Below are 21960 nucleotides of genomic sequence, written 5' to 3' on the forward strand. Positions count from 1 at the left end.
ATTCTTTGATTGGGGGAATATGGATATTGAAGAAGCTCTTGCCGGTTTAATTGCTGCATTGAGATCCGGCTCAACGTTTGAAATGATATTGCAAAATGATGCTGATTTTAAGAATAATATTTGTTCTAATGAGGTCAGCACAAAGATGATTTACAGGTGGCTTAATAATAGATGTTCTATTAAAAATCGTAATCTATCTGCAGCCCAGCGTAGGCGCATTGAAAACCATATGCAATCTGTTTGCGAAAATCTTATGGCGGCTTATGAATTAAGCAATACGTTAGGCTGTGAAATGGCTACTTGTGTAGAAGCTGCTTCGGCATCGTATCATGCTCGCCGCAGAGCTGAAGATCTGCAAGCAGACGTATCTGCAATGCCAGCTGCCACAATAAAATTACTTACCGCATTGCCTTTTTTGTCTCTATTAGCAGGCGAATTGCTTGGCGGTCATCCGATTCTTATTTTGCTAACTACCGTATATGGGTGGGTTTTGTTGATTGTTGGCGCGATTTCTTACAGTCTTGGCTTGGCATGGGTTAAGTCAATGTTGCGAATATCTAATCATAATATGGCAAGTTCGGTTATTAGGAAGTAAAAATGGAGTATAACAGTCGTCTTTTGCTGATTGTGCCTGTATTCGTTATTATGGCTTGGCAATTTTGCAATATTTCTTTTGGATCTAAAACATTGATTGGTTATAAAAGATTAAATATTGGCTATTTTGATACTAAATATGAGTGGCGTAATGCTTATTCTAAAGATATTGATCCTCTGCTTGGATTGCATATGATTATTGTTGCTTTGCGCAGTGGCGTTGCTATTCCTAGAGCTTTGAACGTAGTCGGTGCTGTTTTGCCTGGCGGCCACGGATTGTGGATGTGTGATGTATCCAGAGCTTTGATTTCTGGGGATAGCTGGCATGAAGCGTGGTCTCCTCCGCATGTTCTTAAAAATATTCAATCTGTTTCAAAAAGCAAAAACCGTCACAAAAAACTTGAAAAAATAGATTCATCGTCAGTTTTAGCAACTTGGTTAATGACTTCTTTGCGCGAATCCTGGTGTAATGGTTCTTCGCCTGTTCCGGTACTACTTGCGCTTTCTAAGCATTACGAAATCACTATGGAAAATGTTGCTAGGCAGGAAACTTCCAGGCTGTCTGTGCGATTATTGCTACCAGTTGGATTGTGCTTTCTGCCAGCTTTTATATGTATTGGTATTCTTCCTACGGTTGCTTCTCTTATGCGATAGTAGATTAAATTTTGTTAAGAAAATCTTATTTTTGAATTTTCTTAAGCGGTTTCCAAAAGATTTCAATGCTTTTTAGCTTTTATCCACAATGAAGATTTTTTCTTGGACTTTGCAAATCAACCTGCAAAAATATTTTTATCCGAAAATTTCGGATAAATTGAAGGGAAAGGTACAAATAATGGTTGGGATAATTCAAAAGCTTGTTGCAAGATACACTGTATCGATGCTTCAAGTAAATGACCAATTATCAGTTGTAGAAATGCGCCTTAATCAAAAAGGTAAGCAGTATATTAACAATCTTCAAAAGCAAGATTCTGGTGCTGTAACCGCCGAGTATGCTGTAGTGCTTATTGCTGCGACTGGTTTTGCTGCATTATTAGTTGCCATTTTGAAATCAGATGCAATACGCAAAACATTGACAGAATTAGTGAAAAAAGCGTTGAAAATTGGTTGATTGATTTTGGCTAATTTATTGATGCTTTATGTTTAGTGAAATGAGCTTATGATGCGGAAGAATATTTTGCATGAATGTTTTGTGTTATGCAAAAAATTATTGCGTAATATTAATACGCGTGATTTTGGTGCTGTAACTGCTGAATTTGCAGTTGTTTTGCCGTGTGCAATAGTGCTTGTAGTTGTACTTCTTGGAGTTGGTAGAGCAGTAGTATGCAATATGAATTGTCATGATGCAGCTTCCCAGGTTGCTTACTACATGGTTACTCATCACGACGATAAAGCTGCTGCAAGTATCGTGCAGAAAGTTGCAGGTTCAGGAGCATCTGTGCAAATAAATCGTAATGGGAATATGGCTAATATTGTTGTGAAATGTCCTCTTATTCCAGATCCGCTTCACATATTGCCTCCTTTGGTGGAAAGTCGCGTAAGTCAGGTTTTGGAATGAGTTCGCATTGTTGTTTTAATTGTTTAGTATCTTTCGCTCGTAAGAAGAGCAGTAAGGCAGATTGCGGTTCTGGCACAGCGCTAGGCATTATGCTGGTAATCGCAGTCTGCTCAATGCTTGCTGTTGCTGCAATTTTGGGGCATGTTCTTAGTGCTAGGCATCAAGCTTACGCAGTTGCTACTGCAGCTGCGTTGTCAGGGGCTTCCGCTTTACAGCGCATGGAAAATAATCCTTGTGAATTTTCTACTAGAACTGTTACGTCAAGTCACGCAATATTGAAATCTTGTAAGTCGGCTAAAGATGAAGTCACTGTAAGCGTTACAGTTCCTTTGAATATTCCTTTAGCTCCAAGCGTAGAAGCTTCGGCTCGAGCAGCATTGGAAAATTGTGATAAATAAAAGTAATTAATATTCTTTTGTTTATAAGAGGGTGGCGGCTGCTGCTAATCTGAAATAAGATATATCGGGGAAACATTTAGGTCGCGGTAGGTTAGAAAACATGGCACTTGCACTGTATCGTAGATATCGTCCGGACACATTTGATGGTGTTATTGGGCAGGATCAAGTTACCGTACCTTTGTCTAGAGCATTAGACCAAGGCAAAATCACTCATGCTTATTTATTCTCTGGTCCTCGCGGATGCGGTAAGACCAGTTCTGCGCGCATTTTGGCACGTTGCATTAATTGCGAAGAAGGTCCTACTTCTCACCCATGTGGTAAATGTCAGAGCTGTAAAGATTTGGCAACTGGTGGCCCTGGGTCTATTGATGTTGTAGAAATAGATGCTGCAAGCCATAACGGTGTTGACGATGCTCGAGAGCTTCGAGAGCGTGCGGGTTTTGCTCCAGCTCGAGACCGCTATAAAATCTTTATTCTCGATGAAGCTCATATGGTAACTCCACAAGGTTTCAACGCATTGTTGAAAATTGTGGAAGAGCCTCCTGAGCACGTTATGTTCATTTTTGCTACCACTGAACCAGATAAAGTAATTGGCACTATTCGTTCCCGCACCCATCACTACCCATTCCGCCTAGTTCCTCCAGAAGTTATGGGTCCTTATCTTGAAGATATATGTAAGAAGGAAAGCATTAATCCTGCTCCTGGTGTTTTACGTCTTGCTATGAGAGCAGGTGCGGGTTCCATGCGTGACACTCTTTCTGTGCTTGATCAACTTATGGTCGGCGCAGTTGATGGTGCTATTTCTCTGGATTCTGCAGTTGCTTTGCTTGGGTTTACGCCTAGTGAATTAATTTCTGAAGCCATTGATGCGCTTATTGAGCATGATGGTGCTGCAATATATGACGTTGTTCGTCGCGTTGTTGTTGGCGGCTACGATACTCGAAAATTTGTTGAAGATTTGTTAGGCAGAGTGCGAGATTTACTTCTTATGGTTTCTGCCGGAGCTAAAGCTGCTTCCGATCTGCTTAATGATATTGCTCCAGAAGATTTGGAAACCTTGCAGCGTCAATCTTCGCAAATGACGTTACCTAATTTAGCGCGTATGGCTCAAACTATTAATGAAGCGCTAAGCTCAATGGCTGGTGCTGTTTCGCCTCGCATGAATCTGGAAATTCTTGTTGCTCGTTTGCTTGCAGATAGTGACATTACTGCAAATGTGCAAGGTAAATCTTTTATAGGTGCAACAAATCCGCAAAATAAATCTTTTGCGCAAAAGCAGCAAGATAAGTCTTCTGTGAAAGAAACTAAGCAAGAAGAGCCTTCGGAATCTTCTGCTGGATCTTTCGCTGAATCTTCTGCTGGACCTTCGCCGGTAGCTTCTTTGGAATCTCCGTTGCAATCTTCGCCAGAATCTTCTGCAGAATCCTCTAATTCTGTTACAAAAACGCAGAATAATGATTCTCTAAGTGCAGACGAAATGTGGGATGAAGTAGTCTCTAAGTTGCCAGAAGATGCGCGCGAATATGTGACGCGTAAGTATGTTCCTAAAGTGCAATTAAACTCTGAGCAATCTGGGCGTCAGCGTTTAGTGCTTACTTTTAATGAGCCTATGAGTCAGCATGCTTTTGCGCTCGCAGTATGCACTACATCTCCTTACGATGGCCAAAAAGTACCAAAAGTGGTAATGAGCGTAGTGAAAGACGTTTTTGGTAATCAAGTAATGATTGCTCCTGCTCCTGTTGCGTCTAACGGAGAAGCGGTGGAATCTGTTGCAAGAATGGATCCTAAGCGTCTTGCTCAAGTAAAACGCGATATTTTATTGCACAAAACTGGCATGACTGCAGGATTTATTGGTAAAACAACTTCTGACAGCGGTGGATTCCCTGAAAGTAAAACAGAAAAGGATTCCTCGGATTTTCTAGACGCTGATGGCTCCGCAGCATCAGTAGTATTTGAGAATACTGCGGAAGATGCAAAGCAAGAAGCTGCTTTGCCGGACGTTGAAGATGATGCTTGGGCGGATATGTCATCTGTGCCTATTGCGGATGTTATGACACTCCCTAACGCTTCTACTTCGGTACTTGATGTATCTGCTAAAACGCAAAGCAAGCCGCAAGCAAAAATGCAGTCTGCGCAATCTAATGTTGACGAGTCTAATGCTGACGTTGCTAATGCGCATGTTTCAAATGTAGCTGTTTTAGGTGCTTCTAAGTCAAGTATTTCTGATTCAGGTGCTGCTGGTCCAAGTTCTGTTAATCCAAGTTCTGCTGGTCCAAAAGAAATTACGCAAGAGCCTGTAGTCCCTACAAGTGGAGCGTCTGCAGATGAATGTTCTATGGATGATATTTCCTTGGAAGCTGCATCTTCAGTAGACATGGATGATCTTAAGGCAATGTTTGAGGTTAAAACGGTTGAAGAATTTGCTGCAACCGATCCAAAAAATCCAAAGAATATTTCTGCAAACGTTAAGAAAAAGCAAGAGGAGTAGTTAACTGTGCATAATGCATCGTCGTACGATGGCGCAATTGGTCGTTTAATTGACGAGTTTTCAAAACTTCCTGGAATCGGACCTAAAGGCGCTCAACGCATTGCTTTTTATATACTTTCTGCATCTGAACAAGAAGCGCAATCTTTAATAGATGCCATAAACGATATGAAGTCGAGTGTGCGCTTTTGTGATATTTGCGGAAATGTTTGCGAACAAAGCCCTTGTGCGGTTTGTGCAGATCCTCGCAGAGACCATAGCAAAATTTGCGTAGTTGAAGAGCCTAAAGACATTATGAGCATTGAGCGCACTCACGAATATGATGGCGTTTACCACGTTCTTGGCGGAGCTATAAACCCAATGGCAAATGTTGGTCCTGGAGATTTATCAATTACTCAATTACTTGAGCGTCTTAAAAATCCTCAAATTAAAGAGGTTATTCTCGCGCTTGACCCAAATATTGAAGGCGAAGCAACAGTTACATATTTGGCTCGCCTGTTAGATCCTCTAGGTATTAAAATTACGCGTTTGGCAAGTGGCTTGCCTGTTGGTGGTGATTTGGAATATGCGGATGAAATTACTCTCGGACGCGCTTTCAGCGGGCGACAAGCTGTGTAGTAGTAAAATTTAACGAGCAAATTATCAATAATTGCGAATAATAGGGCGCAGTTGATACTCTGATACCAGACCAAATATTTGGAATATCCGTTCGTTCATCTGTTTATACATGAGCAAGGGGTAAAAATTGGCGCTTATCGTACAGAAATACGGCGGCTCGTCTGTGGCTGACACTGATTCCATACAGCGCGTTGCTAAACGTATTCTTTCCACAAAAGCAGCTGGCAATGATGTAGCAGTTGTAGTTTCTGCAATGGGGGACACTACTGACGATTTAATTGATCAGGCAATTAGTGTTAATGCGCATCCTCCTGCTCGCGAAATGGATATGCTTATGACTGCAGGCGAACGCATCTCTATGAGCTTGCTTGCTATGGCTATTCATGCTCAAGGATCTCACGCATACTCTTTTACCGGTTCTCAAGCAGGTTTTATGACCGACATGAAATTTGGTGCAGCTCATATTCGCGCAGTAAAACCAGACCGTGTTCGTCGCGCGCTTAGTAAGGGAAGTGTTGCGATTGTTGCCGGATTCCAAGGCATTAGCGAAATGGGGGATGACACTACTCTTGGCCGCGGAGGTTCGGATACTTCAGCAGTTGCTCTTGCAGTTGCTTTAGGAGCTGACGTTTGTGAAATTTATACAGATGTTGATGGTGTTTTCACCGCAGATCCTCGTATTGTTCCAACTGCTAAACGTATTCCAGTTATTGATTACGATTCGATACTAGAAATGTCTTCATGTGGTTCGCGTGTGCTCGCTTTGCGTTGCGTTGAGTATGCTCAGCGTTTTAGTATGCCGCTTCACGTTAGGAGTTCCTTCTCTCACAGAAATGGAACTCTTATTGTGCCGCGAAATGTTAATCCACGTACTTTACCTAATTTAAGTTGATTTAAGCAAGTTTATTTTTATAGATAATTATTTTTTATAGATAATATTTAAGCAAATAGAAATTAAGGGCGGTAATAATGGTAAACCAGGAGATTCGTTCTACTATGGGCGACTTGTTCCCAGATTTAGGTGTTGAAACGCCTGTTATTTCAGGTGTTGCTCACGATCGCAGTGAGTCTATGATTACAGTTCGCGGTATTCCGGACGTTCCTGGAATGGCTGCAAAAGTATTTACTACTCTTGCAAAAGCTAATGCAAATATAGATATGATTGCACAAGCAAGCGCATCTACGGGTACTGCGGATATTTCCCTTACTGCTCCTAGCTCGTCGATGAAAGCAATTTGTAAAGTTCTTGAAGAAGCGCGTGATGAATTGAAGTTTACTTCTATGGATGTTGACCCTACTGTTGGGAAAGTTGCAGTGGTTGGTGTTGGTATGAAGATGCACTCTGGTTTAGCGGCTACTTTCTTTACTGCATTAAGTGATCACGGTATCAATACGCTTATGATTTCTACTTCAGAAATTCGTATTGCCGCTTTGGTTCCTGTTAATCAGCTTGATGAAGCTGTTCGAGCCTTACACACGGCTTACGGATTGGATGCTAACCAAATCGAAGCTGTTGTTTACGGCGGCAGCGGACGTTAAAAATCGAAATTATTGGCATAACCACTATTAAGGGAGAAATAAGATGACGATTATCAATGAAACAGGTGTAAACGTAGCTGTTTTAGGTGCTACTGGCCAAGTTGGTATGGTAATGCGCCGTGTTCTTGATGAGCGTGATTTTCCCGTTCGAGATTTACGTTTTATGGCTTCTGCTCACTCTGCGGGAACAGTTTTGCAATATCGTGGGAAAGATATTGTTGTAGAAGATGTAGAAAAAGCTGATTTGCGCGGAATTGATATAGCTATTTTTTCTGCAGGCGGTGGAACTTCAAAAATTTGGGCTCCAAAATTTGCTGAAGCTGGCGCAATAGTAGTAGATAATTCTTCTCAATGGCGTATGCATGACGATGTGCCTCTAGTTGTTGCAGAAGTAAATCCCGAAGATTTAGACACAATCCCTTGTGGAATAGTAGCAAATCCAAATTGCACAACAATGGCTTGCATGCCAGTGTTGAAGCCACTTGCAGATGCTTTTGGATTAAAGCGGTTAATAGTATCTTCCTATCAGGCTGTTTCTGGAGCTGGAAGAGCTGGTGCTTTGCAGCTTATGAATGAGGCTCAAGCTGCGCTGAATCAAGGCGCGGATAAATTAGTTTTTGATGGTAGTGCAATAGATTTTCCAGAACCTACCAAAGTTGTTCGCACAATCGCATTCAATGCAGTGCCTTTTATTGGTGCAATTGTTGACGATGGTTCTGAAGAAACTGACGAAGAGCAAAAGTTGCGTAATGAAAGTCGTAAGATTTTGCATCTGCCAAATCTTGCTGCGTCGTGCACTTGCGTTCGAGTAGGCGTTTTTACTGGCCACGGTATGAGTGTTAATGCTGAGTTTGATAATGACGTAACACCGGATATGGCTCGCGAAGTTTTAAGCAAGGCGTCTGGTGTTGAATTGAATGATATTCCTACTCCTCAGCTTGCTGCAGGTAAATCCGCAAGCTATGTTGGGCGTATTCGTCAAGATCAAGCTGTGGATGGCAAGCGAGGGCTGGCGCTTTTTATTACTAACGATAATCTTAGGAAAGGCGCTGCGCTTAATGCTGTTCAATTGGCGGAAATTATTGCGAAAAAACGTAATTTTGCTTAAATATCGAAATTAATTGCTCGCAATTGTGAAAGTCTCTGCGTAAACTGTAAGTATGTCGGTAGCATCGGAAGAAATACAGCAGCAGCTTGATCGTATAGTAGCACTCGGGTATCCGGACGTGGCGGATATGAGTGCTGATGCTTTTCGTTCTCTTGCTCTGCCTCTTTTGCGCGCGCTTAAAAATAGTGATTTAGGAACGAATATTTTATTGGTTCCTACGCGTGAGCTTGTTTCTCCAGAGTCTTTGATTTCTCGTACGAGTATTGACCGCATGGCTGGTTTTACAACTATGCCTCCTCGCGATATTGCTAGTTTTATGCCAAAAGATGGTTTTGAGCCTCCGGAAGGTCCGTTCTATTTGGCAATTGATCCTCATGCGGGCGGATCTTACTTAAACAGAGAGCCGGATGTTGCTAGTAAGCTTATTGATTCCGACGAACGCTTACCTCTTACTTTGGAAGAAGGGCTTGCGATTGTTACTCAACATCCGGATTGGTTGGAAAATAAGAATGGGTTTAATCTGCTCGGCTCTCAAAGCACGGATGGAAGAGTTCCTAGCATTTGGATGAGTCAGGGCGCTCCACGCTTAGGTGCAGTTTGGCCAAATTCTCGTCATACTTGGCTTGGTAACGCGTATTGCATGGCACGCCGTGGAATCTCGATTCTTTAAGTACAATTCATAAAATCTTCACGGTTATTACGTAAAATAGTTATAGCAATAAAACAAGAATCCATAACAAAAGTTGAAAACCACTATCAATGGATGATACTTACGAAAGGCGCATTGTGGCATATATAACTTTTGATCATGTTGTAAAAGAATACCCGTCTGGTTCTTCTGCCGTTCGGGCTTTAGATGATGCCAGTTTTACGGCAGAACGTGGTGAGCTTACAGTAATTTTGGGCGCATCTGGCGCTGGAAAAACAACGGCCTTAAATATTTTAGGCGGTATGGATACGGCTACGAGTGGTCGCGTTATTGTTGGGGATTGCGATGTTACTAAGCTTAAAGGAAAAGGTTTAGTGCGTTATCGCCGCGAAGATATTGGTTTTGTTTTTCAATTCTATAATTTAGTTCCAAATTTGACTGCTCTTGAAAATGTTGAGCTGGCTTCGCAGATTTGTTCAGATCATTTTGATCCTGCCCAAACGCTTAAAGATGTTGGCTTGGCAGATCGTTTACAAAACTTCCCAGCGCAACTTTCCGGCGGCGAGCAGCAGCGCGTATCTATTGCTCGCGCTCTTGCTAAAAAGCCGAAGCTTCTTCTATGTGACGAGCCTACAGGTGCTTTGGATTATGAAACAGGCAAGTCAGTGTTGCAATTATTGCAAGATATTTGCCGCACGGAAGGCATGACAGTTTTAATCATTACCCATAATGCTGCAATTGCGCCTATGGCACATAAAGTTGTGCGCTTCCGCTCTGGAAAAGTCGTAAGCGAGACTATACAAGAGAATCCTATGGCCATTGCTGATATTGAGTGGTGATTTTAATGAGTGCATTATTTATTAGCGCCGTTAGAATGTGGATTCATCAGTGGCGACGTTTCTGTGTACTTGCAGTTATTGCAATGCTTGGCGTTGCTGTTATGACAGGAATTTACGCTGGCTGCAACGATATGCTTCTTGGTACGAACGACATGTACGAAAAGTTGCATGCATACGATTTGCAAATCGTATCTACCTTGGGTTTAACTAAAGATGATGTTGCTTCTTTGCAAAAATTATCTAACATAAGCGAAATTGAAGCCGAACGTTTTTGGAAAGCTACAGCGCATTCTGATGACGATGCAAGTTCCACATATGCAATGAATTTTGTGCATTACGATTCGCAAAAAAATATGAATCGTCTTCATTTGCTTCACGGCAATATGCCTACTAATAATCGAGAAGCCGTTGTAACTCAACGATTTTTGCACGATAGCGGCTTAAATATTGGCAGTACCGTTGTTGTAAATTTGCAGCAGTCGGCCGCATTCGGCAGCAGTGTTTCAAATAATTCAAATAAAAAATCTGAAAAATATAATCTTCTAATTACTGGAAGCGTCTTAGATAGTAACGATTTAAACAATCCTGAAGGTTACCAGTCAAAAGCTTTTCGTAATTCTGTAACATCTCGCTACCCAATCTTTACGTCTGCAGCCCCAAGCAACATGAGTGACCTGCCGTATTCTGCAATATCTGTGAGATTGAACGATACTAAGAATGTTAATGCGTTTTCTAAATCGTATCGCAATATTGTTGACGACGCGTCTGAACAAATTCGCGAAAAAGTGCAGTCTAAGCGCGAAAAAGTTCGTCGAAATCAGATTATTGATGAGATAGCGAATAGAGAAGCGAAAAATATTATTGCGAATGACCCAAGGATAAAGCTTGCTTCAAATTCTGTGAAAGAACAAGTAAAAGCGAAAATTCTAAAGCAGATTAGGCCAGAAATACAAAAGAAAGTTCCTCAAGCACAATGGCATATATCTACTAGAATTGCTAATGATAGTTACGCAAGCTTACGCTCCGACGTTGCTTCGATTCAGTCACTTGGTTATGCTTTCCCGGCAGTATTTCTTGTAGTTGCCATGATGATGAGTTTAACAGCTATGGCACGTATGGTTGAGGAAGAGCGAAGTCTTATTGGAACGTACCTAAGCCTGGGTTATGGACGTTCTGCTGCAGTTACAAGGCACGCGTTCTTCGCTATTTTAGCATGCTTTATTGGTGGTGGAGTTGGGGATATTGTTGGATTCCTTGCAATCCCTTCGCTTCTTTTGAAGATTTTGCGCGGACTTTACGCTGTACCAGGTGTTAGTTTGCGTTACGACTGGTTATACGGTTCACTGTGTGTGATTGCTTTTGTGATTCCTGTAGCAGTTTGCACAATAGTTGTTAGTTGGCGTGAAACAAAGCAAGTTCCTGCTGATTTACTTCGTCCAAAAGCTCCAAAAGCTGGCGCTCGCGTACTTCTTGAGCGTTTGCCTTGGATTTGGAAGCGTATGAGCTTCCTAAATAAAGTAACTATTCGCAACATAGCGCGCTTTAAAGGCAGATTATGCATGACAATCGGCGGTGTTGCTGGCTGCACTGCACTTATTGTGTGCGGTCTTGCATTAAACGATACCGTCGCAACTTTAGGCACTCGTCAATATGAGGGAATCTACCATTACGATATGATCGCGATTTCTGCTCCCGATTCTTTCCAAAGCATGAGAAAGCGTGTGGAACAAGATAAGTCGAATAATAAAGTAGAAACTATGCTTCCTGCTTACATAAGTTCTGGCGAAATTGCTAAGCATCAAAATTCGGGCAACAACAAATCTGAGCATAACAATGTAGAAGATTCTGAAAGTGTGCAAATGATTGTTGTAAAAGATGCGGATACTTTAGCTCGTCTTGTGCGATTGCAAAATATTGACAACAATTTGCAACCTGTTAAGCTCACAGATGACGGCCCGTTGCTTTCTCAAAGCGCAGCCGCTTCTTTGGATATCAATCGCGGAAATGAAATCACAGTAACTAACGCAAGTTTTAAGCGCACAACAGTAAAAGTTAATGCTATTGTTCGAAATCTAATTGGTTCAAACATGTATATGACTTCTAGATGTTACGAACGATTGTTTAATGATAAAAATAGTAAATCTCTAAAGCATAATGCGTTGATTCTTCGTTTGCGTGGCAGCGATGATAAAAAAATAAAGTACGCGAATAATGTTTCGGAGCGTGATAGCGTTCTTGCGGTTATGAATATTACGAAAATGAAGCATGCTTTTAGTTTTGATCTTATGAATGCTGTTGTTGCTCTGATTGTAACGTTAGCTGCAGGTTTGGCTTTAGCAGTGCTATTTACTTTGGCTAGTACGAATATTTCGGAGCGTTCGCGTGAAATGGCAACTCTAAAAGTTCTTGGCTTCTATAGAAGAGAAATTCATTCTTACGTACATAAAGAGATGCTAACTCTTACTGTAATCGGTATCGCTGTAGGTTTACCGTTGGGAAGGTTGATTGCAGGCTTGCTGACCAAAGCTCTTAGAATGCCATCGCTTTATTTTGAGGTGGAAGTAGCTCCGTTAAGTTACTTTATTGCAGGCGTTGCAACATTAATTTTCGCTTTGATTGTGCAGTGGGCCACTAATCCTGCTCTTGATCGCATAGATCCGGTTAGCTCTCTAAAAAGTGTGGAATAGCGCAATAGTTAAGGGTGCAGATAGAATAAAAAGTTCGTATATACAAGGAACGGAGTTTTGGCAATGAATATGACGGCGAATAATGACAATTCCAACCAAATGGAACGCAGTCTTACTAAGCGTCATGTGCAATTTATTGCTATCGGCGGCACAATTGGTACTGGTTTGTTCCTTGGTTCCGGAAAATCTATTAGCTTAACAGGTCCGAGTATTGTATTTGTTTACATTATTGTTGGCTTGATTATGTTCTTGCTTATGCGCGGCATTGGCGAACTTATGTACAAAGATCCGAACCAGCATACTTTTATTAGTTTTATTACGCGTTATCTTGGCAGAGGCTGGGGTAATTTTGCTGGGTGGTCTTATTGGTTTGTGCTTGTGCTTATTGGTATGAGCGAGATTACGGCAGTTAGCACGTATTGCGTCACATTTTTCCAAACTTTTGATATTGACGTAAGTCATTGGAAATGGCTTATAGAAGTAGTATTTTTAGCGGCTTTAGTGTGCATAAATCTGGTTGCTGTAAAGCTTTTTGGAGAAACTGAGTTTTGGTTCTCCATGATTAAAATTACTTTGATTGTTGCGCTTATAGTTACTGCTATTGTGATGGTTGTAATTGGGTATCATTACCCAGCAACTCAACTTCATGGAGGGGTTATTAGTCCTGCTGGGCATGCTAGCGTCGATAACATTTTCAATAATTTTTCTCTTATGCCAAATGGTTGGGTTGCATTTTTGATGAGCTTCCAGATGGTGTTTTATGCGTATCAGCTTATTGAGTTTGTTGGTGTGACTGTTTCGGAAACAAAAAATCCTCGCAAAGTTTTACCTAAGGCTATAAACGGCATAATTACGCGTATTTTGATTTTTTATGTTGGCGCTCTTGTAGCAATCATGCTTATTGTTCCATGGCAGCGTTTCAAGGCTACTAATGCTGAAGGCACATTTATGTCTCCGTTCATTATGGTGTTCCAGTATGCTGGCTTGCATTGGGCCTCTGCGCTAGTATTCTTCGTGGTTATTACGGCTGCATCTTCTGCTCTTAACTCTTTACTGTATTCTGCCGGCCGCCACATGTATCAGATTGCTATTGAATCTCCTTCTCCTATTTTGGGTAAGTTGCGAAAGGTGTCGCATACTAAAGTTCCTGCTCGCGCAATCATATTTTCTTCTGTATTAATCCTTCTTTCTCCGGTAGTTAATTCGATTCCTGGAGTTCATGGTGCGTTTATTTTGTTCGCTTCTGCGTCTTCGGCTGTAATCATCATGATTTACATTCTGATTATGGTTACGCACCGTAAGTATCGTAAATCTGCTGATTTTATGGCGGATGGTTTCTTGATGCCGCATTATAAGCTTCTTAATTCGCTTACCATTGCATTCTTCGTGTTTGTGTATATTACATTGTTTATTAGTGAAGATACTCGCGTTTCTGCAATTGGCGGTTTAGTTTGGCTTGTGCTATTTGGAGGTTACTGCGCTCTGCACGAGCATTGGCAGAATCGCGATTTAGCAGCTGCTTTGCGCAAGTGACATTCTTTCCTGCACAAGTTCTGTTATGCTTACTGTGTGCGAATTATTGTTGCAGATTGTAGTGCTGAATATACAGGTAGATTAAACGCTACGCTTCCGCTATCTAAGCGTGTGCTGCTTATTAAAGCAGATGGTAGTGTGCTGATTTTTTCGGAGCTTGGAGCGTATAAGCCACTTAATTGGATGGTTGCGCCTTGTACAATGCGCATACTTCAAAAAGAAAATGGTGAAGAATCTACTTCTAACGAGCTTTCTGATGGTTGTATTCTTCGAGTTGCTGCATCAAAAGGTGATGATTTACTCAAAATTTCTTTAGAGCACATATACAGTGACAGCACTTATTATTTGGGTGAGGATCCTGGATTAGTTAAAGATGGTGTTGAGGAGCATTTGCAGCGATATTTGGCTGAGCAGATTGAGCGCATTGGGGAAGGCGCGAAGCTTGTTCGTCGAGAGTATCCTACTGCTATTGGTCCAGTTGATATTATGGCTCAGGATGCTGAAGGCGTGCACGTTGCGATTGAGATTAAGCGTCACGGTGGCATTGATGGTGTAGAGCAACTTACTCGGTACTGTGAGTTGCTTAATCGCGATCCGTTACTTAAGCCCGTTCGTGGCATTTTTGCTGCTCAAACAATTAGCCCACAAGCTAGAGTTTTGGCGGAAGATCGCGGTTTTACTTGTCTTATTCTCGACTATGACGATATGCGCGGTGTTGAATCCGACGACCTTCTTCTGTTTTAGATTTAGACGCATACACAAAAACCCCTCGAAAATGAGGGGTTTTTGTAATCAATCACTTGCGTATTTTTGTAAATTATCTCGCAAATTATCTAGCTAATTATTTTGCAAAATATTTTGCTTTGCTAGGCATTGCGAAATTTACAAACTCACGAAGCGTAAAGAATATCCACAACGAAGTACAGAGTGGAGTTTGCAGGGATTGTTACATTTCCCTTTGCATCCTTCTTATCTTCTTTGCCGTAGCCATCTTCTGGAGGAATTACAAGCAGAACTCGAGATCCAACTTTCTTTCCAGCCAAACCTTTAGTCCAACCTGGTATTACGCCTCCCGCAAGAGAGAAGTCTGCAGGCATTGAGCGAAGCCAAGAGGAATCAAACTGATGCATTTTGCCGTCTTTATCTGTGGTCCATCCGGCATAATGAGCAGTTACGGTGCTTTTTGCGGTTACCTTTTTGCCGGTTCCTTCAATCAAAGTCTGAGAAACAAGCTTTCCATCTGGCACATAGTTGTTCTTATCTAAGGATGGAATTCCAGATTTATCAAGAGTTACCTTTGGCAAATTTGCAGGAATATCTGTTACTGCTTTACCTTCTGCGTGCTTTAATGCTTTTGAGCGGGACACAAGTGTTAGAACCATAACGTATGAAGGTCCCTTATTTTCTCCAGCGACTCCAAAAGCAATAGTTGTATTAATCTTCTTGCCTTTAATAAGCGCGTAGTATGGTCGGCTGGTGACGTTTTTGTCAATAGAAATTGAGCAATCAACTCTGCCCTTATCCCACGTATTCATAAGTTCTTTGCCATCTTTAGCGTTAAGCACAATGCCTTGCGAGCAGACGCGATCGCCTTCTTGAATAGTCTCACCATTGCCGTGCTGTAAGATAGCGTAAGTATTTCTTTTTATATCTGCAGGTGTTTTAAGCGTAATTTTTGGCTTTTTCCCAAGCTCTCCAGAAGCGCTTATGCCTTCAATAAGCTGCATTCCGGCTTTTTGTGCGTTTTCGTCTGCAGCACCTTTTGTATTGTCGGAATTGCCGCTGCAAGAAGCTAATCCTACGCATAATGCTACTGTGCTAATAGCAGCAAAAGCGCGCGCAATAAAGGATTTTTGTTTAGATATTGTAGTTTTTTGCATAGATTCACATTACCGCTTGATATTGATTTTAAGGCAAAACCTGCAACTGGTATGAAAAGATTGTAGAATAGTATCGTTATGACTAATACCAACAATGCTCCTGAAAAAGAAGGACAATCAATGCGACAGTCAGCAAGGCGAGTAACATTGCGCACTAAAATTATGCGACGTATCGTAGCTCCATTTTTTGTAGTGCTTGCAGTATTAAGTGTTGCTCTTGGTGTTGCTAACGCAACATTTTGGAAGCCGAATGACGTGGTTATTGCTTATGCGCAAGTAACCGGAACTCGTTATATTGTTACAGATCCAGGTGTTCTTAATTTGGTTGATAGTAAAGTTCGCGTAAGTGTTGCAGCTTTGCGAACGCGTAAACCTATTTGTGTTGCTGTTGGTTTAACAAAAGATGTGCGTGGTTGGGTAGCTGGCTCTCCAGTGCAGCGCATTACAGGTCTTAAAGATTGGAATAATCTGTCTGTATCGGAAATGTCTGGCAAAAGCACTTTGCAACAAGATTTTAATACAGATATAAAAGATTCTGACGTTAAGTTCCAACAATCTAACTTATGGCCTTCTGTTACGTGTCAGCTTGGTTTAGCAAAGCTTTCAATAAATACTTATGATTATGTTCAAACTGCAGGTTCTGCTTCATATGATCATGCAGTTGCAACTGGTGCAGTTCTTAAGTCTGGTAAGAATTCAAAAAAGAGTTCAAATCGTCGCTACTCGCGTTCTATGAGAGCTAGATCTCAAGCAGCTCGACGTGTTCTATTAATTGATTTGGGAGATAACGTTCCTGCTGCTTCTGTGGAATTGCGTTGGCGCAGGCATCAAGTTCCAGATTTCGCAACACCTTTGTACTTTGTTGGTGCTCTTTTTGCTGTGTTAGCTTTGCTGGCTGCAACTATTTTTGCCATGGCTCCGCATCGTCGCAGGAATAAGCAACTTGCGGCAAATTCTTCCGGTTTGCTATCTAAACAATCTAAAGATGAGGAAGTCACATTTTCTGAAGCATTTTCTGGAACAGTGCATGGCATGCTTGCTCATAAGAAGCACAAAAAAGCTTCAGGGTCGCATGCGCGCCATGGATGCCACACTCGTCGTGGTAAAAATCCTGTAGAAAATCAGAATATTGCAAATAATTCTGATTCTAAGCAACTTAACCAGGAGTCTCCGTCGTCACAAGTATCTTCTGAAGATTCAATAGCGCAGACCACGGTTATTTCTAAGGACGATATGCTTGCATTCGCTGCTCGTTTTATTCAACAGCATGATGATGGTGAATTTGCGTATGAATTGCCAAGCGATGAGGAAAATCGCGAAAGTGTTGTTGATGAATCTTCAGATTTGAACGACGAAAATCTAAAGAACTCTTATTCCGAGACTAAAGACGATGCTAAAAATAATCAGGATCTTCAGTCCGCTCGCGTAGATAAGAATCGTAAGAATTCTCAAACTAGGCGAAATCAGCAGAATAAAAAGAACTCTAGAAATAGGCAGGATAGGCAGGATAGGCAGGAAAAGCAAGATAGGCGAGATAAACAAGACAGTCAGGGCAGGCTAGGTAAGCAGGAAAATCAAAATAAGCAATCTAAGTCAACAAAGCAGACAGATAATTCTAAGAAAACTCGTGGCAATCGTCGTGGGTACAACGCAAATAGCAATAATTCGCGATATCGCAAGAATAATAAAGGTTATAGAGGCAATTTCTCGAGTGAGCGAGGTAACAAGCAATAATGCGTAGTATTAAAATGCGTAATCTTAATAAGTATATTCGCGAGTTTAATAATGGCGGAATTATGCGAAAAACGTTGCGCGCAGCTTCTCTTTGTGTTGCAAGTGCTGTATCTGTTGCTCTTGTTGCGGGATTATCTGCTTGCGATGGTCAAGTACCTAAGCCTGTGGAAGCTCGCAGCGGCCAAGAGCTTCCTAATGTAACTATGATTCAAGAAAAGGATATTCGTCTTGGTTTGCTTCGAACACTGGAACGGGCAAATGATGAAAAAGACGTTAACGCCTTGCCTAAAGCTGTTTCTGGGCCTGCTCTTGATGTTCGCACAAGTGAGCTTGTTATCGCTGGTAAAACCGGTAAATTAGACCCTAAAACTATTATTCCGCGCGCTTCGGCTCAGACGATTGTGCCAACAAATGCTGGGTGGCCTAGAGACTTAATGACAATTACAACCACCACTAAAGATCAGCAATCAAAGCGTTTGCTTGTTTTGCGCCAGCAGCGAGCTAGGTCGAATTATAAGTTGTGGGCTGTGGCTCGACTTTTCCCTGGTGTGCATCTTCCTAAATTTGCTGTTCCAAGTATTGGTGCTTCAATGGGAAAATCAAATGACACTGGCTTAATTATGACTCCAGAAGAATCAGTAAAAGCTTATGCTGATGTTCTTCAGCATGGTGGTGAAAGCAAGTATGCAAAATATTTTGAGGAAGATTATCTTCGTCAAAAACTTGCAGAACTTTCTAAAGCTGTACAAGCTGGCATGGAGCGCAACAAAGGTTCGCAGGAACAGGTTTTTACTCCACAATTGAAGCAAATAAGCGTTATGCGTTCGAGTGATGGAAGCGATTTAGTTGTTGCAAGAATTGATTCTGTTTGGACGCGTATTGCCGGAGAAGGCCGTGAGTCTAGGCCGGCATCTGACGAAGAAAAAGCACTATTTGGCGACGGAAAAGCAAAAAGTACTATGCGCGTAACTTATGTAAATGTTATTGCGCTTGTTGTGCCACCTGCTGGATCTCATATGAAAATTACGCCGGTTGGTGCTGAACGACAGCCTATTAAAGTAGAAGCGTTGTAAATATAAGAATCAACAATATTGCAATTAGCAAAAGAGGCAATAATGGTAAACGGTCAGTCGCAAGGAATGAATCCAGGAGGATTTTCGCTTGCTGGAGCTGTAGATTTAGAAGGTGTGAAGCGTCGCGTGGAAGCGCAAGCTAAGCAGGCTGCAAAAGCTGGAGCTGGTTCGGATGCTGGTTCTTCTGCCAATAATTCGGCGCCAAAAGCAGGCGGATACGTTATTGATGTTAACGATAAGTCTTTCCAGGCAATGGTTCAAACTTCCGTAAGTTTTCCTATTATTTTGTTGCTTTGGCAGCCTGGAGATACTGCTTATTACGATGTTGCACAAAAATTAGCTGATGCAGTAAATTCACTCGACGGTCGTATGCAGTTGGCGCGTATTGATGCAGACGAAAGCCCAAGTATTGCTCAAGCTTTGAGAGCTGAGCAACTTCCTGCAATTTATGGTTTGATTGGCGGACGCCCTATGCCAATTTCGCAAGGATTACCTAGCGATGATGAGTTGCAGCAGATTTGTAGCGCAATTTTACCTCAATTAGTGCAGGTGGCAGAGCGTTCGGGGGTTGCTGGAACGGCTCCTTTTGTACAGCCATCTGAAGATGCTAAGGATGATTCAGAAGAATCTTCAGATAATAATTCTAGTTGCGAAAATCAAGTTCCTGCAGCTCATGAAAAAGCGCATGAGCTTGCTATGAAAGGTGATTACGAGGGCGCTGCTTTAGAATATGCGAAGCTTATGGATGCAGATCCGCACGATTCTATTGCTGCGCGTGAACATGCCAAAGCTTTGTTACTAGCGCGCAATACCAATACAGATGTTGCTTTAGTGCGCAAAAATGCTGGCGATAATCCTAATGATGTAGATGCGCAGCTTGCTGTGGCAGATGTCGATATGATTGATGGTCATATTGATGACGCTTTTGGCCGTTTGCTTGATTTTTTGGCTGCGGGACATCGTTCGGATGCTGAGGCTATTCGATCTAGAATGCTTGAGTATTTTGCTATGCTTCCTGCAGATGATGCTCGATTAGCGCGCGCTCGCCGTCGCCTTGCAATACTTCTTTATTGATTCTTATGAAGATGACTTGTATTTTGGCGATTGCAGATTGACTGACTTATGCGTTATTAAATAAAAAAGCCAAGAACCACAACAATCGTGAGAAATTCGTGTGATTCTTGGCTTCAGTAGCGGGGCATGGATTTGAACCATGGACCTCTGGGTTTCCTAACTAATCTCTTACAAAGCCACAAATTTTAATATCTTTCCTTTCCTAAAAATTAAGATAGCTCAGAGCAATACCTCTGAGCTATCGAATAAGCCTTTTCATCAAGAAACAATGCGGAGTCTTTTGATGAAAGTACTTAATATTTTAACCAACCCAGATGATAACGTCAACGATCTTGTAACGTTTAATGCTCCTTCCGCAGCTCTCCAGTTTGACGAGGAAAAACGGGAAGAGATTCGCTCTCTTAATCCTGATGCTCAAATGAATTGGGCACATACTACTACGCAACAGTTGCGCGAAAAACTTGTCACAACGATTGATAGCGTAGAGCTTGCTAACAATAATGTTGCAGACTTCTGCATTGCATTAAATACGGCGCTTTCTGGTGAAGCATGGGCTATTCTTGGAATAAGGCGGGCTCTAGTTGGGAGACATAGTCTTTATCGAGTGTCCAGTTGTGGATGAAGCGTAGGTCGCACGAGTTTTCGTATGTGTTTTCAAGCTCGCTTATGGGGTGGATGGTGTATCCGGTTTTTTGCGCGTCTTGCTCATCTTGTGTGTTTTCGCAGATGTAGATTTTGTGGCATCCGTCGTATGCGAAGCTTGTGCCGGTGACTGGCTTGCTGTTAATTTTCATTCTTGTTTTCCTTTCTACTTGTATATGATTTTTCTTATGGTTTGGTTTTATATAAAAACCCTGGTGTGATTATTTTTCGTTCGTGTTGTTGAACACTGGAAGGGACAAAAACGGAATGCGCTGGAGCCAACCCCTTGCGGGCCCTAGCTTCGCGCGTGTCCGTAACGCGAGTGGAGGACGCGGGGAAGTTGGCGGAAGTGACCCGTTTTTTAGAGTGGGAAGTGTCAAGAACACGTCATAAAAAGCAAAAAATGAGAGTACACCGCAGGTGTTCCATGCGATGATAATGGGTCTGCCGCCATGATAGTGGTGGCAGATTCTTTGTTCTGCTGGTGGCGGCTGGTTCACACATCTTTGTGTGAACTTATGGAAGCATAGTAGCCACCCTTCTCGCGTGGTAATAGCGCGGCTTGCTCCTGGGGGTAATGCCCTAAAATTTATGGAATTTTGTTCAGGGCATGCCCTAGGGGTAAGACGCGCCCCGCGCGGGAGGGTGGCTGCGATAAGCCACCAGGGGCTGGCAGAAAAAGTTGCGCTTCTTTTTCTGCCAGCAAACCCTCTGCTTACTTCTGGCACCAGTGGGGTGTGATGTGGTGAAGGAGCGCTGTAGTAGTGATGCGTGCAAGCCCGTACTTCTCGTCTATCGTGAGTGCTTTCTGGGCTGTGATACGAGCGTTTGTCGTGTCATTTTTCATCCAATACAAGTATGACAGTGTGCCATAGACTGTGACAGTTTCCCTCTGACTTAATCCTTTAAGTTCCAGCATGGCGGTCAGCAGTGCTATTGCACGATGGATGCGCCGTGTGTCGAGGGTGAAATTGTCATCTCTAAAAACCAGGTCGAGGCTTGAACGCACATAGTGGACAGTTTTCTCAGCGAATGGGTGCTCAACGTTATCGAGGAAGTCTTGCATGGTGCAGCCATGGAAACTATCAATAAGGAACATGTCACGCACGATGAGGAGACTGCTTAATGCTTGGATACCGTAGCGTAGTGTGTTCTCGTCCAATCCTTTCGTGGTAAAGCCTGCTAGGTAGTTGTGGAATGCTACGAGAGCTTCTACCTCTCCTATTAGGAGTGTGACCGTGTGGTCGCTGTTGATGGTAACCATTTTTTTTATCCTTTCCTTGTGTGTTGGTAGTTCCAGGGCAGGCACACCCGTAAACCCACAAGAACACTCCCAGTCCTTGTGCGACGCTCCAGGCTCGACTCCGGTCAGCCCGTGGAACATGTTGTGGAATGGGCTGGCAGGGGTGAGCTTGTTGGGTGGCGTGACAAGGCTGGCGTGTGGTCTTTGGACTGGGTGTGCTAGCCTCTGGGCTACCAACACGAGAAAGTGGGGGCGGCGACCGGTGGCAGCATTCTTGCTGCGCCACAACAGTACAGTCTCCACGAGTGA

At 42.4% G+C, this 21960-nt stretch carries 22 protein-coding genes; 20 read left to right on the top strand and 2 right to left on the bottom strand.

Annotated features, from left to right (window positions below):
- Positions 1–19: 19 nt before the first annotated feature.
- From ACJV7B_RS03415 to nucS, 15 genes are all read left to right on the top strand, one after another.
- Positions 20–595, top strand: coding sequence for a type II secretion system F family protein (locus ACJV7B_RS03415; protein ID WP_375169164.1), 576 nt, complete (start codon positions 20–22; stop codon positions 593–595).
- A gap of 2 nt (positions 596–597) precedes the next feature.
- Positions 598–1248 (top strand): type II secretion system F family protein, encoded by a 651-nt coding sequence (locus ACJV7B_RS03420; RefSeq protein ID WP_308582709.1) that lies wholly within the window; start codon positions 598–600, stop codon positions 1246–1248.
- Between the two features lie 178 nt (positions 1249–1426).
- Complete coding sequence (locus tag ACJV7B_RS03425; protein WP_004126283.1) at positions 1427–1702, top strand: DUF4244 domain-containing protein; 276 nt, start codon at positions 1427–1429, stop codon at positions 1700–1702.
- 51 nt (positions 1703–1753) lie between these two features.
- Positions 1754–2149 carry a TadE family type IV pilus minor pilin gene (locus ACJV7B_RS03430; protein ID WP_308582723.1) on the top strand — a complete coding sequence of 132 codons (396 nt, stop codon included), beginning with the start codon at positions 1754–1756 and terminating at the stop codon, positions 2147–2149.
- On the top strand, positions 2146–2547 hold the full coding sequence (locus tag ACJV7B_RS03435) for an Rv3654c family TadE-like protein (protein ID WP_375169163.1): 402 nt from the start codon (positions 2146–2148) through the stop codon (positions 2545–2547). Before ACJV7B_RS03430 ends, ACJV7B_RS03435 begins: the two co-directional genes overlap by 4 nt.
- 100 nt (positions 2548–2647) lie before the next feature.
- Positions 2648–5035 carry a DNA polymerase III subunit gamma/tau gene (dnaX, locus tag ACJV7B_RS03440; RefSeq protein WP_375169162.1) on the top strand — a complete coding sequence of 796 codons (2388 nt, stop codon included), beginning with the start codon at positions 2648–2650 and terminating at the stop codon, positions 5033–5035.
- A 6-nt stretch (positions 5036–5041) separates the two neighbouring features.
- Entirely contained in the window at positions 5042–5650 is a 609-nt protein-coding gene (gene recR, locus ACJV7B_RS03445) for a recombination mediator RecR (protein ID WP_004126278.1), read from the top strand.
- A gap of 127 nt (positions 5651–5777) precedes the next feature.
- Positions 5778–6542 carry an aspartate kinase gene (locus tag ACJV7B_RS03450; protein ID WP_375169161.1) on the top strand — a complete coding sequence of 255 codons (765 nt, stop codon included), beginning with the start codon at positions 5778–5780 and terminating at the stop codon, positions 6540–6542.
- A gap of 77 nt (positions 6543–6619) precedes the next feature.
- Positions 6620–7189 (top strand): ACT domain-containing protein, encoded by a 570-nt coding sequence (locus tag ACJV7B_RS03455; RefSeq protein WP_004136461.1) that lies wholly within the window; start codon positions 6620–6622, stop codon positions 7187–7189.
- A 43-nt stretch (positions 7190–7232) separates the two neighbouring features.
- On the top strand, positions 7233–8297 hold the full coding sequence (locus ACJV7B_RS03460; RefSeq protein ID WP_119521092.1) for an aspartate-semialdehyde dehydrogenase: 1065 nt from the start codon (positions 7233–7235) through the stop codon (positions 8295–8297).
- A gap of 52 nt (positions 8298–8349) precedes the next feature.
- Positions 8350–8967, top strand: a complete 618-nt coding sequence (locus tag ACJV7B_RS03465) for a DUF5701 family protein (RefSeq protein ID WP_004136457.1) — start codon at positions 8350–8352, stop codon at positions 8965–8967.
- Between the two features lie 116 nt (positions 8968–9083).
- Entirely contained in the window at positions 9084–9785 is a 702-nt protein-coding gene (locus ACJV7B_RS03470; RefSeq protein ID WP_004136445.1) for an ABC transporter ATP-binding protein, read from the top strand.
- A gap of 5 nt (positions 9786–9790) precedes the next feature.
- Positions 9791–12472, top strand: coding sequence for an ABC transporter permease (locus ACJV7B_RS03475; protein ID WP_375169160.1), 2682 nt, complete (start codon positions 9791–9793; stop codon positions 12470–12472).
- Positions 12473–12535: 63 nt separating this feature from the next.
- Positions 12536–14005: an amino acid permease gene (locus ACJV7B_RS03480; protein WP_375169159.1), complete on the top strand. Its 1470-nt coding sequence runs from the start codon at positions 12536–12538 to the stop codon at positions 14003–14005.
- 36 nt (positions 14006–14041) lie between these two features.
- Positions 14042–14749 (top strand): endonuclease NucS, encoded by a 708-nt coding sequence (gene nucS / locus ACJV7B_RS03485; RefSeq protein WP_375169158.1) that lies wholly within the window; start codon positions 14042–14044, stop codon positions 14747–14749.
- A gap of 146 nt (positions 14750–14895) precedes the next feature.
- Here the strand turns inward: nucS and ACJV7B_RS03490 are convergent, their stop codons facing one another.
- On the bottom strand, positions 14896–15885 hold the full coding sequence (locus tag ACJV7B_RS03490; RefSeq protein ID WP_419388975.1) for an FKBP-type peptidyl-prolyl cis-trans isomerase: 990 nt from the start codon (positions 15883–15885) through the stop codon (positions 14896–14898).
- Positions 15886–15963: 78 nt separating this feature from the next.
- Here ACJV7B_RS03490 and ACJV7B_RS03495 point away from each other — a divergent pair, with 78 nt between their 5' ends.
- The 4 genes from ACJV7B_RS03495 to ACJV7B_RS03510 all read left to right on the top strand — a co-directional run bounded on the left by ACJV7B_RS03495 (position 15964) and on the right by ACJV7B_RS03510 (position 20388).
- Entirely contained in the window at positions 15964–17619 is a 1656-nt protein-coding gene (locus ACJV7B_RS03495; protein ID WP_419388976.1) for a hypothetical protein, read from the top strand.
- Entirely contained in the window at positions 17619–18692 is a 1074-nt protein-coding gene (locus ACJV7B_RS03500) for a DUF8094 domain-containing protein (protein WP_410313770.1), read from the top strand. Before ACJV7B_RS03495 ends, ACJV7B_RS03500 begins: the two co-directional genes overlap by 1 nt.
- A 42-nt stretch (positions 18693–18734) precedes the next feature.
- The gene (locus ACJV7B_RS03505; RefSeq protein WP_308581594.1) at positions 18735–19766 is read left to right on the top strand and encodes a tetratricopeptide repeat protein; all 1032 of its coding nucleotides are present in this window, start codon (positions 18735–18737) and stop codon (positions 19764–19766) included.
- 283 nt (positions 19767–20049) lie between these two features.
- A complete protein-coding gene (locus ACJV7B_RS03510; RefSeq protein ID WP_004109968.1) occupies positions 20050–20388 on the top strand; it encodes a hypothetical protein in 339 nt (112 codons plus the stop codon).
- A gap of 735 nt (positions 20389–21123) precedes the next feature.
- Here ACJV7B_RS03510 and ACJV7B_RS03515 read toward each other — a convergent pair.
- Positions 21124–21672, bottom strand: coding sequence for a hypothetical protein (locus ACJV7B_RS03515; RefSeq protein WP_419388977.1), 549 nt, complete (start codon positions 21670–21672; stop codon positions 21124–21126).
- A gap of 78 nt (positions 21673–21750) precedes the next feature.
- Between ACJV7B_RS03515 and ACJV7B_RS03520 the strand changes: the two genes are divergently transcribed.
- Positions 21751–21873 (top strand): hypothetical protein, encoded by a 123-nt coding sequence (locus tag ACJV7B_RS03520; protein WP_255358933.1) that lies wholly within the window; start codon positions 21751–21753, stop codon positions 21871–21873.
- Positions 21874–21960: the final 87 nt, after the last annotated feature.

It is taken from the genome of Gardnerella bretellae, assembly GCF_048545135.1.
GTDB lineage: Bacteria > Actinomycetota > Actinomycetes > Actinomycetales > Bifidobacteriaceae > Bifidobacterium > Bifidobacterium greenwoodii.